Origin of the sequence: Litorivivens sp., assembly GCF_041625495.1 — a bacterium.
GTDB lineage: Bacteria > Pseudomonadota > Gammaproteobacteria > Pseudomonadales > Spongiibacteraceae > Litorivivens.
Genome location: NZ_JBFJTH010000095.1, coordinates 1 through 14,844 on the forward strand (window position 1 = coordinate 1; position 14,844 = coordinate 14,844).

Here is a 14,844-nt window from a genome sequence, read left to right on the forward strand (position 1 = left end):
CCCCCGGATTGTGCCGTACCCATCGGAATTGCCCCCAAATGCTCGGCCATGCCCCGGCGGCAATTTCGTTCTGCCATGGTCTCAGCCCGCGCCCTGAAGCTACCCTGCCTCAACAGAGAGCCATAACCTGTTGTTATTGCTTACATTAATAGACAGATCCCGCGATCACGATCTCTCCCTAGCATGGCACCCCACCCCAATGCCAGCCGGGCCACAGCGCTTGATGCCACACTCAAAATGGCGATAATGACCGACCAAAAACAAACGGACGACCACAGCGGGTCGACCTCACCAAACCTGCCGCGATCCCGATGATTCGGGCCCGACAATTCGGATACCTATGAGCCAGGCCGCAAGAGCCCCAGACATCAGGAGTCAGCCTCCGCTATTGCAGAAACTGGCCAGCATGAATTTGCTGACCAGTGGATCTCCTGCCAGCTATAACCTGGCAGAGCTGTTGGGTGCCCAAATAAACCTGTCCGACTCTATTTCGCTGGCACGGGCGCTGACTTCGCTCGAAACAATCAAAACCAGCGACTCTCTATCCATGGAGCGGCCCCAGCGCCAGTTCCTGAACGCGCGCGGCGGTATGATCCGCTTCGTGCTCAGAAGCTTCGAAGCCAACGAAACAGCCATACCGTTTATGCTGCCACAGGCCAATCAGACGACCCTGGACGACCCGGCAGAAGCCATAAAGCCCTATCAACGCTTTTATTCACTGCACCAGAGCGAAATGGATCACCGCGTAACCACCTTACGCAAATCCCTGCGCGCCTCACTGGCATTGGACGGACCGCCCCGCTCCAAACTCGCGAATCTGGATCGCATTCTGGACGATACCCTGGGCGAATACGGCCGCAAGGTTCTGGCGCGACTACCCAAAATGCTAGTTGCGCGCTTCGCACTGCATCGAGAAGAATTTCTGAATTCGGCAACTGCCGACCAACCCATCGCGCCCGCCAACTGGCAACACAGTGGTGGCTGGCTTCACGGCTTTCATCAGGACATCAAGCAATTGCTACTGGCCGAGCTAGACCTTCGTCTGCTCCCCGCCCGCGCCCTGCTGGAAGCCCTGGAAACACAGGACTGAACATGACACGAACCGTTTCCATTATTCTCTTTACCCTCGGCGCTGGCGTGGTGCTGTGGATGAGTTCAAGTTTCGTCGCCAGCAGTACGTTGGCGCTGCTAGTGAGCGTACTGATAGCTGCCGCCTATACCACCGGCTTTGTGGAACTGCTGCGCTACCAGCGCGAAACCACAGCATTGCAGCACGCGCTGGACACCGCTGAGCACCCGGTCACTGACCTTAACCAGTGGTTGCAGCAACTCCCGACCACCCTGCGATTTTCCGTACGCCAGCGAATTTACGGCGAAGCGACCGGTTTACCCGCGCCGCTGCTAACGCCCTATCTGGTGGGCTTGCTGGTCATGCTGGGCTTGCTGGGCACCTTTATTGGTATGGTCGAAACCCTGCAAGGAGCAGTGGGAGCGCTGCAGGGCAGCACCGAACTGGAAGCAGTGCGAGACGGACTAGCCGCACCCATACAGGGACTTGGACTGGCTTTTGCGACCTCCGTTGCCGGTATCACTGCCTCCGCCATGCTCGGCCTGATATCAACGCTCAGCAGACGCGAGCGCCTGCAGGCGTCTCGCACGCTCGACAGCGAAATGGCGGATGCCTTCAAAGTGCACTCGCTAAACCACCAGCGCCGTGAAACCTACGACGCACTGCGCGCACAGTCCACAGCTCTGCCAGCCGTAGCAGAGCAGCTGGGCAGCCTGGCCAAACACTTTGACGAACGCATGCAACAACTCGCTGACAACCTCACCCAGAGCCAGCAGACCCTGCAAAGCAGCCTCGCCACCCAATTCGAAGAACTCAGCCAAGCCGTAGAAACATCACTTAGCCAGGGCTTTAAGGATACTGGCCGCGTAGCCGCCGAAAGCGCCGCTCCCGTATTGCAAAGCTTTATGGACAGTCTACGCAGTGAAAGCCACGCCACTGAGCAAGCACTGGGTAAAGCGGTAGACAACCACCTGAATGTCATTCAGCAGCAGCTAGCCAGCAATAGCGAGACAATTGAACAAAGTTGGCAACGCGCTATGCAAACCCAACAAAACACCAACAAAGAATTGCTGTTGGCGTTAGCTGAGCAGGTAACCAGCGCTCAAAATACATTGAGCAACGGCGCCGAAGCCCTGTTAGCAAACTTGCAGCAAGCCAATGCGCGCTGGCTTTCCAACGTGCAGGAGCACGAACAACAGCGGCTTGAACAATGGCAAAACCGTCTCGCCGAGAGCGCCCAACAGCTGCACAGCGCTTCAGAAACGCTTGCCCAGAAAACACAACAAGCAGCATCTGACAGCCAGCGCAGCATCGCGTCGCTAATGGAAAAAAGCGATGCTCTGTTACAACAGCAAACACAGCGCGAAGCCGACTGGCAATCAACCGCAGCACAACAACTCGACGCACTTGTTAGTCGCACCAGCGAGCAGCTCATTGCCCTGCGTAACGAAGAACAACAGCGCGGCGAAGCCGCGATTGCACGGCTGGCTGAACTGCAGGAAAGCAGCGCCAGCCAACTCGCGTCGCTTGGGGCCGCATTGGAAGAGCCCATGTCGCGCTTGATGGCTACTGCATCCGACGCTCCCAAAGCAGCGGCAGAAGTAATCGCGCAACTACGCAGTGAAATCAGTAAAAACATTGAACGCGATAACGCCCTGCTCGAAGAGCGCCAACAAACGCTCGGCCAGATGGAGAAGTTATCCGCTAGCCTGGAAGAAAATGCCCGCCTGCAGCGCGAAGCCGTAGAAGCAATGCTGCAAGGTTCCACCGAAAACCTAGCTTCTGTTGCACAAAAATTCGAAGAAAAAGTGACCCACGAAAGTGCGGCACTAAACGAACAGATCGCCAGCTTTTCTGCCAGCACTGCCGAACTCACTGCGCTGGGCGAGGTATTTACCAATGCCGTTCAACAGTTCGGTGAATCAAACAGCCAACTGATGACGCGGCTTGAGCAGATTGAATCGGTTCTGGTGAACGCAGGGCAGCGCAGCGACGAGCAGATGGCTTACTACCTCAGCCAGGCAAGGGAGATAATCGACCACAACCTCCTCACGCAACAGGAACTGCTTGAACGCCTGCAAAAACTTGGCGCAACGGCGGAGAGCTGATCATGGCGGATATCGAAAACAGCCTTGATCCGGAACCGCCCATCTGGGCCGTATTCGGCGATCTGATGACCGGCATGGTCGGTGTGTTCGTATTGCTGCTGGTGTGGGCCCTGGGTTTTCAACTGGAGTTATCCCAGTCGTTAAAACAGGAAGTTGCCAAACGCGAAGCAGAGCAAGCGCGTCGTCAGGCCCTGGAACAGGCATTGGCAGCCCCTCTGTCACAGGGGCGCATCACTTTTGAGCAGGGCCGCATCGGCATCAGCGGCAGTGTGTTGTTTGCCCTCAACTCAGCAGATTTACAGGACGAGGGCCGTGCGCTGCTCGAAAGCCTGATCGAACCTCTGCAACTCTATCTGGCCGAACACGATCAGTTACTGATGGTCAGCGGTTTTACCGACGACCTGCCAATACAGGAAGGGAACCTGAATTTCAGCGACAACTGGGAGCTGTCTGCCCAGCGTTCACTCACGGTAACCCGTACGTTGATCGACGCCGGCATGCCGGCCGACTTGGTGTTCGCCGCCGCTTTTGGCGATCAACAACCGGTGGCCTCCAACGACGATGCTGAAGGCCGCGCCCGAAACCGGCGCGTGGAAATGGCCCCTGTTCCGCGTGCTGGCAACGCCACATCAGGAAGCCAATGACGTGAGTGACGCGGGCGAGATACAACAGCAACTGGAACATCTGCGCGAACGTTTCAAAGAAACAACGCTGCCAGTAAGCGCGCAACTCGCAGAAGCTCTGCTGACCCGCGCGGAAAATGAACGTGAAGCGGTGGCGACCAAATTGCTACAGCGAGCGGAGCAATGTCTCGCCGCAGCCCACCAGACCCAATCGTTAGATGACAAAGTAACAGCCGCCGCAACCAACACGTCGTCCTTGCTGGCAGAACTGGTAGATTCACTTCGCCAAGACGCGGTACAGGCGGCCGCGCCCGTGCTAAGCAAACTGGACCAGCAACTACAGGATCAGAACACACGCCTGCTCGGTGAAGCCTTGCCAACGCCGGTGTCCGACGACGCACCGCAACCCGAAGCCGACGGCCTGCGCGCCGCCCAGAAGTTTCGACACACCCAGCAACGACATGCCAAACGCAAAACAGTCGAATTTGCTCTGGAGCGCCGCCCTGAAAACCCCGGCCCACTCAATCCGCAAATGCTGGCAGTGAAAATACTCAGCGAAATTCAGGCAGTATCGCCAGCGTATCTGGAACGCTACGTGAGTTTTATGGATGCCCTGGTAACGCTGGAAAAAAGCACAAACAAAGCCACGCGATCAGCAAAGAAAGCAACACGCCAAAAGGGCGCCTGACCCGCGCACGCCGCAGCGCATTAGGCAGGCATTGAGCGCCGGTATTTTTTTAGATTACCTAAGTATCACTGACAGCACTATCGGCAGTCGCCTCAGCTAAGGCAACCAATTGATAAGCAGTGTAATCAGGTTGCGACATCGCTTCATAAAAGCGCTGCTGGGACCAGGGCCAAGTTGCCGGTACGCCTTCCGCATCGAGATACCAGCTCTGGCAGCCGGAACCAAAGATGGTACGCTTAGCGGCGGCAATACGTTCACTGTCAAACACCTCCAGCGCCTCTTTACTGGCGGAAACTTCCCCATACTTGCCGCTATCGATCAAAGCAATCAGTTGCTCAATGTAATGCCACTGGTGTTCCGCTATGTCGATCAGGGAGAAGTTTCCCACCGGGCCATTGGGGCCATTGAGCATAAAGAGGTTGGGAAACTCCGGTATCGAAATGGCCATATAGGCGCGCGGCCGGGCAGCCCATACGTCATTTAATTCTACGCCGCCGCGCCCTGTCACATTCATCGGCCGCATAAACTGATCCGCCTGAAACCCAGTCGCCAGTGCAATAATATCCAGCTCATGCAGGGTGCCGTCTTTCATCCGCACGCCTTTGGGTTCTATACGATCGATAGCGCCAGTCTCTACTTCCACTGCCGGGCGCTGAACCGCCTGATAGAAATCGGGCGAGTAAATCAACCGCTTGCAGGCTGCGCGGTAATTGGGACGAAGCTTTTCCCGTAGTACGGGATCATCGACACTGTTCTCGAGATTGTCCCGAACAATCGCCTCGATTTCATGCATGGCGGGCGAATCGGGCTCCACTATGGCGTTGTTGAATCGCTCTACATTGGCCAGATATTCCGGCTCGTTCTGCATATATTTCAGCAACTCGGGGTCATCCCGAAACGCCTGCTTCTGCTCTTCACTAAAGAAAGGATTTTCAACTGGCATGATCCACTGCGGCGTACGCTGAAAATGCACCAGCTTCTGCATTCTCTCCGACAACGCCGACACAATCTGAACCCCGGTTGAGCCCGTGCCAATTACGCCGATGCGTCGTCCATCCAGCGGCACGCTGTGATCCCATCGTGCGGTATGAAAGAGATCACCCGAAAACGACTCCATGCCATCGATGGCTGGGTAGCGCGGCACATGCAGCACGCCAGTAGCTGCCACCACCACATCAGCAACATCTCGAATGCCACTGCGGGTCTCCAGGTGCCACTGCCTTTGCTGGTATTCGCAGCGGATGATCTCTTCGTTAAAACGAATGATCTTATCGACCCCGTACTTCCGGGTAGTACGTTCAAAATACGCCTGGATCTCCGCACCCGGCGGCAGATAGCGAGTCCAGTCCGGATTGGGTTCAAAAGAATAGGTATAGGAATGCGATGGCACATCACAGGTGAGGCCAGGATAAGTATTCTCACGCCAGGTGCCGCCGATGCGATCCGCTTTCTCATAGAGCATAACGTTGCGATAACCCGCCTGCAGCAGTTTGATACCGGCAAGGATGCCGGCCATACCGGCACCGATCACCACAAAGCGCAGATCCTGTCGTTTTCCCAGCACACTCATCACACCATCCCGTATTCCTGTCATTGAGGATCATGCTATCGCTGGCGCGCCAGAGGCAATACGTCCAGATGGAGTATTTTTAGAGGCACGAATCGCAAAACACTGAAAACAACCAGTGACGCGGACGCATATTTGACGCTGGGTATCGGCTGCGATCGACTATCACCATAGTCAGCCGCAGAGTCACTATTCGTGTGCGATGGGTGTGTCTGTGAAAAGGTATTCCCGCAGTTCCTTGTCGAAGCGCGGATCGCGTCGCCGGATCCATTCCAAAGTCATGGCCGCATGCTCTTTCTCTTCGTCCCGGTTGTGGGCAAGAATAGCCGCCAGTTCTTTATCCTTACAGGCATCCACCCGCTGGTTATACCAATCGACGGCTTCCAGCTCTTCCATTAACGAGGTGATAGCGCGGTGCATGTCTCTGGTTTCATCACTCAACTCGCCAATGGGCTCGTGATAACCCTCATTTGCCATGATGTGACTCCTTGCTCTATCTCTGGGGAAAGGCACCCGGCACAAAGCCAAGACCTGTCATTCAGACACTACCCATGATAACGATACGTAGCACCCCGTAGAATCAGTGAAGCCCCATTGAAATTGCTAATAATCACGTTACCGCGCCACACGGTCAGCTACCGCTGACACTTATACCACGCAGCGCCAGCGCAGATAATTCTCCGCTTCGGCCGCAGGTACAGGGCGCGCATACAGGTAGCCCTGTAAAATATCGCAGCCCCACTCCCTCAATAGCCGCAATTGGTCCGGGGTTTCCACGCCCTCGGCGACAACATCCATATGCAGCTGATAGGCCATGGTGATTACAGACCTAACCAAATTGGCGTGTCGCTCGCTGTTGGTAATCGCCTGTATAAAGCTTTTGTCAATTTTGATTTTTTTAAAGGTGAAGCGGAAAAGGTTTTCCAAACTGCTAAACCCGGTACCGAAATCATCTATCGACAAGGCATATCCCAGATCTGACAGGCGTTCTATATTGCTTGCGGCGGTAACCGCATCGTGGATCATCGCGGTTTCTGTCACTTCCAACACAAGTTCGTCCGGTGACAGTCCGAGCTGTTCCACCTTCTCGTGGAATACATCGGCACAGCCCTCCTCTTCGAGGTTACGCGGCGATAAATTGAAACCTACAGTCTTAAAGTCGTGGCCAGCAGTTTTCCACTGGCTTATCTGGTGAGAAATCTCACTCAGTACAAAATTATCGATATCCCCTATCAGGCCAACGCGTTCGGCAATGGGGATAAATTCATCAGGCCCAACAACACCCAGTGTTTCTGAGGTCCAGCGAACCAGCGCCTCAAATCCCGCCAGTTGCTTGTCTTCAAGATGGTAAAGCGGCTGATAGAACACACTGAATTCATGCTGCGAAACAGCGGATTTCAGCGCATTTCGAATGGCCTCAAAACGCAGGGAAGATTCCAGCATATTCCCTGAGAAACGCACCAGTTTGCCACGGCTGTTGTGCTTAGCCCGATACATGGCAGATTGTGCTGCACACAAGAGTTCGTTCGCCGAACTTCCATCATCAGGTGCCTGAGCATAGGATGCCGAGAGACTGACAAAAAAGCGCATGTCGTCTATTTTCAGCGTGTCCGCCAACTGGCGTTCCAAGACCTCAAGCCTGAAAAGAAAATCACTGGGTTGTGATGAACACAGTACCAGCAGAAAGACATCGGCGCCGTAACGGCAGAGCAGATCGTCTGGCCCGCACAATGTGCCAAGGCGTTGCGCCGTGTCCAGCAGAATACGGTCACCCGTTTCCGGCCCATAGGTTTCGTTCAGGCTCGAAAAATAGTCAATATCTATCAGACATACCGCCACATGGTTACCGTCAATTTCGCTGTCGCGCAGCCGGTGACTTAGAAAATCCTGCCCGCGCTGTCGGTTCTGCAAACCGGTTAATGGATCATAGAATGCGAGTTGGCGCAGACGAGATTCGGCCTGCTTTAGTCGGGTAATATCCTGACTGATACCCAGCATATGTTTCTGCCCGCTTTTATCACCCTTAACTGCAGCTCCCTTGTTGTGTATCCAACGCAGCTGTTGGTCCGCCGTTATGATCCGGTACTGAACATCAAAGGGTTCACAATGTGACTTTGCCGCCAGCATCGCGCCACGGATTTCGGGGTAGTCATCAGGGTGAATAAAGCGTTTGAGGTCGGTAGGCGAATGTATATCGGCTTCGTACTGGCGCCGGGTTTCCGCTGACACTTCGAGGATGTTGTTGGGTATGTCCCACTCCCAAATGCCTACGCCACCCACTTCGGCAGCCAGTCGTAACATTTCTTCGTTGCGCCGCAAGCTCTGTTCAGCAATCACAAATTCATGGACATCGCGGCAGGTACCAAAAAATTCTGCAAGCTGACCGTCGCGGTCAAAGATAGGAAAAACCCACGTTTCAAAGTAACGATAGACACCGCCAACCTTCAATCGGGTAGTTGTTTTGTATGGCTCGAATTTATTTCCAGTGCCCTTAACAAGTCCGGCCATATCCCCGCGTCGATCCGCAGGATGCACGCAGCCCTCTGGATCTTCAATAATATCGAGGTACTTTTCAACGTCGCTGGCATGTAACAGCTCATAATCTTGCCCGCTGGGAGCGCAGCGCCAGATCAGGTCGTAACTGGCGCGGGCAATCGTACCGAAACTTTCCAAACTTCGGGTGCTATCCAATAGGGCCTGTTTATTACGGCGATGCAGGTAATAGAAAGCGCCTGCCGTACACAGCACAAAGCCGATGCCTTTAAGCGTCTGGAAACTCGTTAACGCAATCAGATCACGCGAGACGTTCAGGCCGAGCAACACCCGGTCTGAAAGAATGATCCACGCTATGCCGAGGGCCGCGAATAACAGATAAGGGAGGTACAGGGTTGTCGCCCGGCCCGAGATCAGGTGACATCGTGCATGCCGAATGGTCGGACTTATGCTTTGCAGGGGATAGCTGTCAACCCGCACGGTAAACATCCTTTGTAGACGCAGCTTCCAGAAGTTTATCGGTATACGTTCTTTACCAGCATTCGGAAAACCACCTATGCCGCTAAACGGCGACACATCACGTGTTTTATGCTGACACTATCACTGAGCCATTTCCTCGACAATCAGCGCCAGAGGCTGCGGGTTCTAGGAAAATCCAATATGACTGGCATCGAGCGGGCGATAGCGAACGCGTTCATCGTTTTGAAGCGAGGCAATGCGGGTTGACACAATTTCGTCCCGGGGGCTGTAAACCACCGATAACAGTGGCACATAGTCGCTCTGCCAATGTGGTCCATCGACTCGGCCAGCCAACACCCGGACGACGTTCTTTGAGGCAATTGTGTAGGCTCCGGCTGGTCAGATAAAGACATCGCCATTATCCAACCCCAGTGTCATTGCGCCGAAGTTGCGCAGAAACGGAGTGGGATTGTTTGCCACGTGAGCCCTTGCGGTGTGAATATCCATAAAGCGTTGCTGGATAGCACTATCCAGAAACACGGAACGCCCGCCAGCCGAAGAAAACAGGCTGTCTACCACGCCCATACACCGCTCGATCACCTGCGCCGCCTGCAACCGGTATTTGGCTCTATCCGTTAGAGGAATACTTTCTCCGGCCTCCAGCTGAGCCTGCATCCGATCAAAATTGCGGTACAGCAACGCTTCCAGCTCATCAATCGTACAGGCTGCCTGTGCGATTCGCTCGAGTGTGGCAGCGTCCCCCGCCAGCTTGGTGGGATCATTACTCGCCTTGCCATTGGCCGCCTCCACCGCCAGTGAAAGCGCCGCCTTGCAGGCACCAATCGCCGGCGTAGACACCGTACGGATAAATAACTGCGCCCAGGGGAATTGGAATTGAACCTGTGGGTTAACAGCAACCCCGGGATTGGTACCGTAAAACCCATCGAGCTGCTTGTGAGTACGATGTTCCGGCACAAAGGTTCCCCGCACCACAATATCGTTACTTCCGGTGCCCTGCAGACCCATAACCTGCCAGGTATCTACAATTTCATAATCGGTGCGCGGAATCAGAAAGGTACGGTAACCTTCATCGGGAACAATTCCCCCCAGCAAAACCCAGCTGCAATGATCGCAGCCACTGGACCACCCCCAACGGCCACTGAATTGAAAGCCGCCGTCGACCACTTCCACTTTGCCCATGGGGGCGTAACTGGAGGAAATTCGGGTGTGAATGTCGCCGCCCCACACCTCTTGCTGTGCAAGATCATCCATTAAGGCCAGCTGATAGGCGTGCACGGCAACAATGCCGCAGGCCCAGGCGGTCGACATACACGCCTCGGCAAGCGCCATCTGAGCGCGGAAGAAATCCTGCGGCATCAACTCCAGGCCGCCATAGCGCGCTGGCTGCAGCGCCAGAAAGAAACCGATTTGCTGGAGCTCTGCCACGGTATCATCGGGAACCCGGCGCTCGTCTTTACAGCGCTCGGCGCGCGCTGCAATGGTCGGGAGTAGCGCGGTAACGTCCGCAACAAGCCGCTCAGCGCGGGAAGAAGAAGTAGTCATGATGCCTCGCCTGCAGTGTTTACTAAATTTCTACGACGTGTGTGCTGGCTTGGATGTGCAGCCGAGGCAGTAGTTATACCTAGCCCAGAAACGCCTGACCGCCATCCAACGCAATGGTCTGTCCGTTGACATAGCGGCTGTCATCGCTGCACAAGCTGGCGACGTAGTTGCCGATATCCAGTTCGCAATCCCCGATGCGCTTCATCGGAATGCTGGCAACAAATTCTGCCGCTTCCTCAGGCCGGGTTTCAGTCCACCACTTCAACGCCGGCGACAGCGCATGCGGCAAGATTACATTGGTACGAATCCCGTCTTCGGCCCACTCACAGGCAGCACCACGGCTCAGTGAACGAATGGCTTCTTTCACCGCCGCATAGGCGCCATAACCTTTCATATCCCAGCGCATGCCCGCTGTGGAGGCCAGATTGATAATGCAGCCATCGCCCTTTAAATGAGGATAGCAGAGTTTCATCAACCGCAGGGTCGCCAGCGGACCGGATTGCCAGCCCGCTTCAAAGGCGTCTTCGGTAATCGACAGCAAGTCACCCAGGGGCACTTCCTGCGCATTGTTTACCAGGATATTCAAGCCGCCGAAATGAGTGACCACCTGCTCCACACACGCGGACATGGATGCCAGATCCTTCACATTGCACTCAATGGGAAAGGCCTCGCCGCCGCGCTTAGCGATCTCGGCGCAGGTGGCCTCAAGCTTGGACAGGGTACGGCCGGTTACCGCCACTTTGGCGCCATTGCCCGCCAATGCGAAGGCGATTCCCTGACCAACGCCCTGACCAGCACCGGTTACCAACGCGATCTTTCCCGAAAGTCTGTCTGACATATTGAGTACTCCTGTTATCGAAGCCCCAATCATAACGACTCACCGGCCCGTGGCCATTAGCAGAAGCCTTCATTCTCATAGTCTTCTGCCATCGGTTTAAAAAGACGAATAAACCGGGGTCGGATCGCCTAGAAAATACTCGATACGACCCCGGTTTTGCCCCCCGGATTTGGTGTGCTTAGGTGAGGGCGCCTGAGGCACGCAGAGCGGCTAGCTCGCTGTCGCTGTAGCCTGCGCTTTTCAGGATGGCGTCAGTGTCGCTACCAGCGGCGGAAGGCGCCTGCGGCTTGGCGGGTGCGGTGCGGCTGAATTTAGGGGCGGGCGCGTGCTGCACTACACCACCGACCTCAATAAATGACTCGCGGGCACGGTTTTGCGGATGATTGGGGGCCTCACTCATTGAAAGCACCGGCGCAAAACACACGTCGGTACCTTCCATGATGTCGCACCATTCATCGCGGGTTTTGGTTTTGATCACAGCCGCCAATTTGTCTTTCAGCACCGGCCACTGGCTTCGGTCGTTTTGCGGTGCAAACGTTTCTTTGTCGAGCCCTGCAAGCTCAATCAGCAGCGCGTAAAACTGTGGCTCTATCGACCCGATGGACACGTATTTGCCGTCGCTGGTCTCGTAGGTATCGTAATAATGGGCGGCGCCGTCCAGCATGTTGCTCTCGCGTTCATCTTCCCACACACCCATCGCTTTAAAGGAGTACATCATGTGCATAAGCGCCGCGGAACCTTCCACCATGGAGACATCTACCACCTGCCCCTTACCAGAGCGTGAGGCTTCCCAAATCGCACACATCACGCCAAAGGCGAGGAACATGCCGCCACCGCCAAAGTCTCCCACCAGATTCAGGGGCGGCACCGGTTTTTCGCCGGCCCGGCCAATAGCGTGAAGAGCCCCGGAAAGAGAGATGTAATTCATGTCGTGGCCGGCGGTATTAGCTAATGGGCCGGTCTGGCCCCAGCCGGTCATGCGGCCATAAACCAATTTGGGGTTGCGAGCCATGCAGTCGTCCGGACCAATACCCAAACGCTCCGCCACGCCGGGGCGAAACCCCTCGATCAGGGCATCGGCTGTTTCACACAGCTTAAGCAGGGCGGCAACGCCTTCTGCGCTTTTCAGGTTCAGGGCGATACTGTGCTTGCCGCGCTCGCTGATCTGAGTACTGCGATCTGCGCCATCGGATTTACGGGAAACGGAAATTACTTCAGCGCCCATGTCGGCAAACATCATGCCGCAGAAAGGCGCAGGCCCCAGCCCCTCAATTTCAATAATGCGCATTCCGGTCAGCGGTCCCATTGCGGTACTCCCTTATTGTGATTCTGAATTTCCTGTATTGTCGCTATTGCAACGGCAATACACCATGGCAGATTGCACCAAAAAATAGACGCTTTATGACAGTGGCGGCGAGCGTCAAACCTCATCGCGGCGCCCGGCAACGCACAACGGTTATGCAATTTGCCCGCTAGCGGCAATCGCTGCTGTTGCGTAGCATGTTGTCACGGATAACTTCGAGATTTAACGATGAGTGCAAAACACACAGCTCAGAATCAACCCACAGACTTCACCTCTGACACCGCCTTCAATACGCTGCTAGCCGGTATTACTGCGGCCGAGCAGCCCGGCGAATACCACGCCAGTATTCAGCCCTCCTGGCTGCAGGGGCGCACCACCTTTGGCGGCCTGAGCACCGCGCTGGTATACGAAGCCATGCGCCAGCAAATTGACCCTGCGCGGCAGCTGCGCACCCTTGCGGTGAGCTTTGTCGGGCCAGCGCCGGACGGTGAGCACAGAGTGCTTACTCGCACGCTGCGCGAAGGGGGCTCGGTAACCCATATGCAGGGCGATCTGTTGTGTAACGGCGAGGTTGCGGTAACCGTGAACGCGGCATTTGGTAAGGCGCGACAGTCAACCATCAGTGTAAACGGACCGTCACTGCCACAGATCAACCCGCCGGAAGCAAGCAAACCTCTACCCTACCTCGAAGGCATTACGCCTGAATTTACCCGGCATTACGATATGCGTTTTGAACGGGGCGAGCCGCCCTTCAGTGGCGCAGGCAGCGCCGATTTTGGTATGTGGCTGCGCTTCCGCGAAGCTCAACCGCTGACCATGGCCCACTTGATTGCGCTGGGTGATGTTCCGCCAATGCCCGGCCTGAACATGATCAAGCCGCCGGGTGTGGGTAGCTCCCTGAGCTGGTATGTGGAGTTTCCTGCGAGTATCCCGGAACTCAGCGCCGACGAGTTTATTTATTACGATTACCGCTGCCAGGCGGCAGGCGATGGCTACTTTAACAACGTCGCCACCCTGTGGACACAAGACGGCACGCCGCTGATGTTTGGCCGTCAGGTGGCGACCGTCTTTGAGCGCTAGCGCCGAGGCGGAATGGAATAGGTGCCGGTAACATGCGCTACCGGCTCCTCCATCCCCTCTGAATAGAGGTAGACCTCTCCCACCACCAGAACTTTACCGACTTTGATCAGGCGGCACTGTGCAACAATGGCGCTGTCGGCAGCAGGTTTACGCAGAAAATTGATCGATAGGTTGGTGGTCACTGCCAGCGCAACCAGTCCCAGCTCACCCAGTATCGCGACATAGAGTGCGGCATCGGCCAGTCCCATCAAGGTGGGCCCTGAGACGGTACCGCCTGGCCGCAAATGCTGGTGCTCGATAACCTGCCGTAGCTGTGATGAGCGCTCGCCCACTGCCAGCACTTCCACTTTGGCCTGTGGAAATTCCTCAGCCATAAACGTACGAATAGCGTCAATCACCTGCCTGCTCCTGTAATTGTCGGCGCAATTGCCCGGGGGTTTGCCCGGTCCACTTGCGAAAGGCATGACAAAAATTTGCGGGCTCGCTATAGCCCAATCTCTCAGCGACCTGATCCAGCGACAAACTGGCATCAGCCAGAAACTGCTCGGCCAATTCGCGGCGTAGGTTCTGCTGTATTTCCCGAAAACTGGTGTTCTCTTCCTGCAAGCGGCGCCGCAAACTGCGCTCACTGGTCTGCATCAATTCACAGACTGCGCCAATGCCGCGAAAGCGCGCACGGGCAATCGCCTCTTTTACTTGCGACGCATAATGGCGATCGCCTCCCTGCCTTGCGACCAGCTCCCGGCACTGGCGCACACAGGCCGACCACGTAAGCGAATTGGCCTGCGGCAGTGGCTTTTGCAATTCATCAATGCGAATACAGGCTTTGGTATCGCCACTGTTCCAGCGCACTTTGCAGTCGAGCAAACGATTTAGCAAAGCACTGTGAGCGGGCTCTGGCAGAGCAACATCCACCGATTCTACCGGCAGGCGACGACCGGCGATCTCACTCGCTATCATCAGAGTGATCATCAAATCCCGCTCCAGTACAAAGGCCTTTACCGCCCCGCCGGGATAGTCCTGTTCGATGCGGATTTCGGCCAAATGCTTGCG

Annotated in this window: 13 protein-coding genes; 5 read left to right on the forward strand and 8 right to left on the reverse strand. The window is 55.7% G+C overall.

The features are described from left to right. The first annotated feature begins 340 nt into the window (after positions 1 to 340). The 4 genes from ABYP39_RS11810 to ABYP39_RS11825 are packed head-to-tail and all read left to right on the forward strand — an operon-like array spanning position 341 to position 4,488. On the forward strand, positions 341 to 1,090 hold the full coding sequence (locus ABYP39_RS11810) for a DUF3348 family protein (RefSeq protein ID WP_372782705.1): 750 nt from the start codon (positions 341 to 343) through the stop codon (positions 1,088 to 1,090). A 2-nt stretch (positions 1,091 to 1,092) separates the two neighbouring features. Further along, complete coding sequence (locus ABYP39_RS11815) at positions 1,093 to 3,177, forward strand: hypothetical protein (protein ID WP_372782707.1); 2,085 nt, start codon at positions 1,093 to 1,095, stop codon at positions 3,175 to 3,177. Between the two features lie 2 nt (positions 3,178 to 3,179). Then, the gene (locus ABYP39_RS11820) at positions 3,180 to 3,821 is read left to right on the forward strand and encodes an OmpA family protein (protein ID WP_372764970.1); all 642 of its coding nucleotides are present in this window, start codon (positions 3,180 to 3,182) and stop codon (positions 3,819 to 3,821) included. Continuing rightward, positions 3,739 to 4,488: a DUF2894 domain-containing protein gene (locus tag ABYP39_RS11825; protein WP_372758456.1), complete on the forward strand. Its 750-nt coding sequence runs from the start codon at positions 3,739 to 3,741 to the stop codon at positions 4,486 to 4,488. Before ABYP39_RS11820 ends, ABYP39_RS11825 begins: the two co-directional genes overlap by 83 nt. A gap of 58 nt (positions 4,489 to 4,546) precedes the next feature. Here the strand turns inward: ABYP39_RS11825 and ABYP39_RS11830 are convergent, their stop codons facing one another. The 6 genes from ABYP39_RS11830 to ABYP39_RS11855 all read right to left on the reverse strand — a co-directional run bounded on the left by ABYP39_RS11830 (position 4,547) and on the right by ABYP39_RS11855 (position 12,714). Beyond that, positions 4,547 to 6,082, reverse strand: a complete 1,536-nt coding sequence (locus ABYP39_RS11830) for a flavin-containing monooxygenase (protein WP_372782709.1) — start codon at positions 6,080 to 6,082, stop codon at positions 4,547 to 4,549. 162 nt (positions 6,083 to 6,244) lie between these two features. Further along, on the reverse strand, positions 6,245 to 6,532 hold the full coding sequence (locus ABYP39_RS11835; RefSeq protein WP_372758454.1) for an encapsulin-associated ferritin-like protein: 288 nt from the start codon (positions 6,530 to 6,532) through the stop codon (positions 6,245 to 6,247). Positions 6,533 to 6,703: 171 nt separating this feature from the next. After that, the gene (locus ABYP39_RS11840; protein ID WP_372764789.1) at positions 6,704 to 9,028 is read right to left on the reverse strand and encodes an EAL domain-containing protein; all 2,325 of its coding nucleotides are present in this window, start codon (positions 9,026 to 9,028) and stop codon (positions 6,704 to 6,706) included. 378 nt (positions 9,029 to 9,406) lie between these two features. Further along, positions 9,407 to 10,570 (reverse strand): acyl-CoA dehydrogenase family protein, encoded by a 1,164-nt coding sequence (locus ABYP39_RS11845; RefSeq protein WP_372749357.1) that lies wholly within the window; start codon positions 10,568 to 10,570, stop codon positions 9,407 to 9,409. 79 nt (positions 10,571 to 10,649) lie between these two features. Next, positions 10,650 to 11,408 carry an SDR family NAD(P)-dependent oxidoreductase gene (locus ABYP39_RS11850; RefSeq protein WP_372749356.1) on the reverse strand — a complete coding sequence of 253 codons (759 nt, stop codon included), beginning with the start codon at positions 11,406 to 11,408 and terminating at the stop codon, positions 10,650 to 10,652. 178 nt (positions 11,409 to 11,586) lie between these two features. Continuing rightward, on the reverse strand, positions 11,587 to 12,714 hold the full coding sequence (locus tag ABYP39_RS11855; protein ID WP_372759989.1) for a CaiB/BaiF CoA transferase family protein: 1,128 nt from the start codon (positions 12,712 to 12,714) through the stop codon (positions 11,587 to 11,589). 225 nt (positions 12,715 to 12,939) lie between these two features. Here ABYP39_RS11855 and ABYP39_RS11860 point away from each other — a divergent pair, with 225 nt between their 5' ends. Beyond that, entirely contained in the window at positions 12,940 to 13,791 is an 852-nt protein-coding gene (locus ABYP39_RS11860) for an acyl-CoA thioesterase (protein WP_372782711.1), read from the forward strand. Here the strand turns inward: ABYP39_RS11860 and ABYP39_RS11865 are convergent. Both ABYP39_RS11865 and ABYP39_RS11870 read right to left on the reverse strand, forming a co-directional pair. Continuing rightward, entirely contained in the window at positions 13,788 to 14,165 is a 378-nt protein-coding gene (locus ABYP39_RS11865) for a PaaI family thioesterase (protein WP_372748176.1), read from the reverse strand. The two genes, ABYP39_RS11860 and ABYP39_RS11865, sit on opposite strands and share 4 nt — an antisense overlap. A 16-nt stretch (positions 14,166 to 14,181) precedes the next feature. Continuing rightward, the coding region (locus ABYP39_RS11870; protein WP_372782713.1) for a helix-turn-helix domain-containing protein at positions 14,182 to 14,844 on the reverse strand (663 nt) is incomplete at its 5' end.

Excerpts from the sequence above, each read along its gene's own strand:
- ABYP39_RS11810 (WP_372782705.1), top strand. The coding sequence starts at position 341 with ATGAGCCAGGCCGCAAGAGCCCCAGACATCAGGAGTCAGCCTCCGCTA.
- ABYP39_RS11815 (WP_372782707.1), top strand. The coding sequence starts at position 1,093 with ATGACACGAACCGTTTCCATTATTCTCTTTACCCTCGGCGCTGGCGTG.
- ABYP39_RS11820 (WP_372764970.1), top strand. The coding sequence starts at position 3,180 with ATGGCGGATATCGAAAACAGCCTTGATCCGGAACCGCCCATCTGGGCC.
- ABYP39_RS11825 (WP_372758456.1), top strand. The coding sequence starts at position 3,739 with ATGCTGAAGGCCGCGCCCGAAACCGGCGCGTGGAAATGGCCCCTGTTC.
- ABYP39_RS11830 (WP_372782709.1), bottom strand. The coding sequence starts at position 6,082 with ATGACAGGAATACGGGATGGTGTGATGAGTGTGCTGGGAAAACGACAG.
- ABYP39_RS11835 (WP_372758454.1), bottom strand. The coding sequence starts at position 6,532 with ATGGCAAATGAGGGTTATCACGAGCCCATTGGCGAGTTGAGTGATGAA.
- ABYP39_RS11845 (WP_372749357.1), bottom strand. The coding sequence starts at position 10,570 with ATGACTACTTCTTCTTCCCGCGCTGAGCGGCTTGTTGCGGACGTTACC.
- ABYP39_RS11850 (WP_372749356.1), bottom strand. The coding sequence starts at position 11,408 with ATGTCAGACAGACTTTCGGGAAAGATCGCGTTGGTAACCGGTGCTGGT.
- ABYP39_RS11855 (WP_372759989.1), bottom strand. The coding sequence starts at position 12,714 with ATGGGACCGCTGACCGGAATGCGCATTATTGAAATTGAGGGGCTGGGG.
- ABYP39_RS11860 (WP_372782711.1), top strand. The coding sequence starts at position 12,940 with ATGAGTGCAAAACACACAGCTCAGAATCAACCCACAGACTTCACCTCT.
- ABYP39_RS11865 (WP_372748176.1), bottom strand. The coding sequence starts at position 14,165 with ATGGCTGAGGAATTTCCACAGGCCAAAGTGGAAGTGCTGGCAGTGGGC.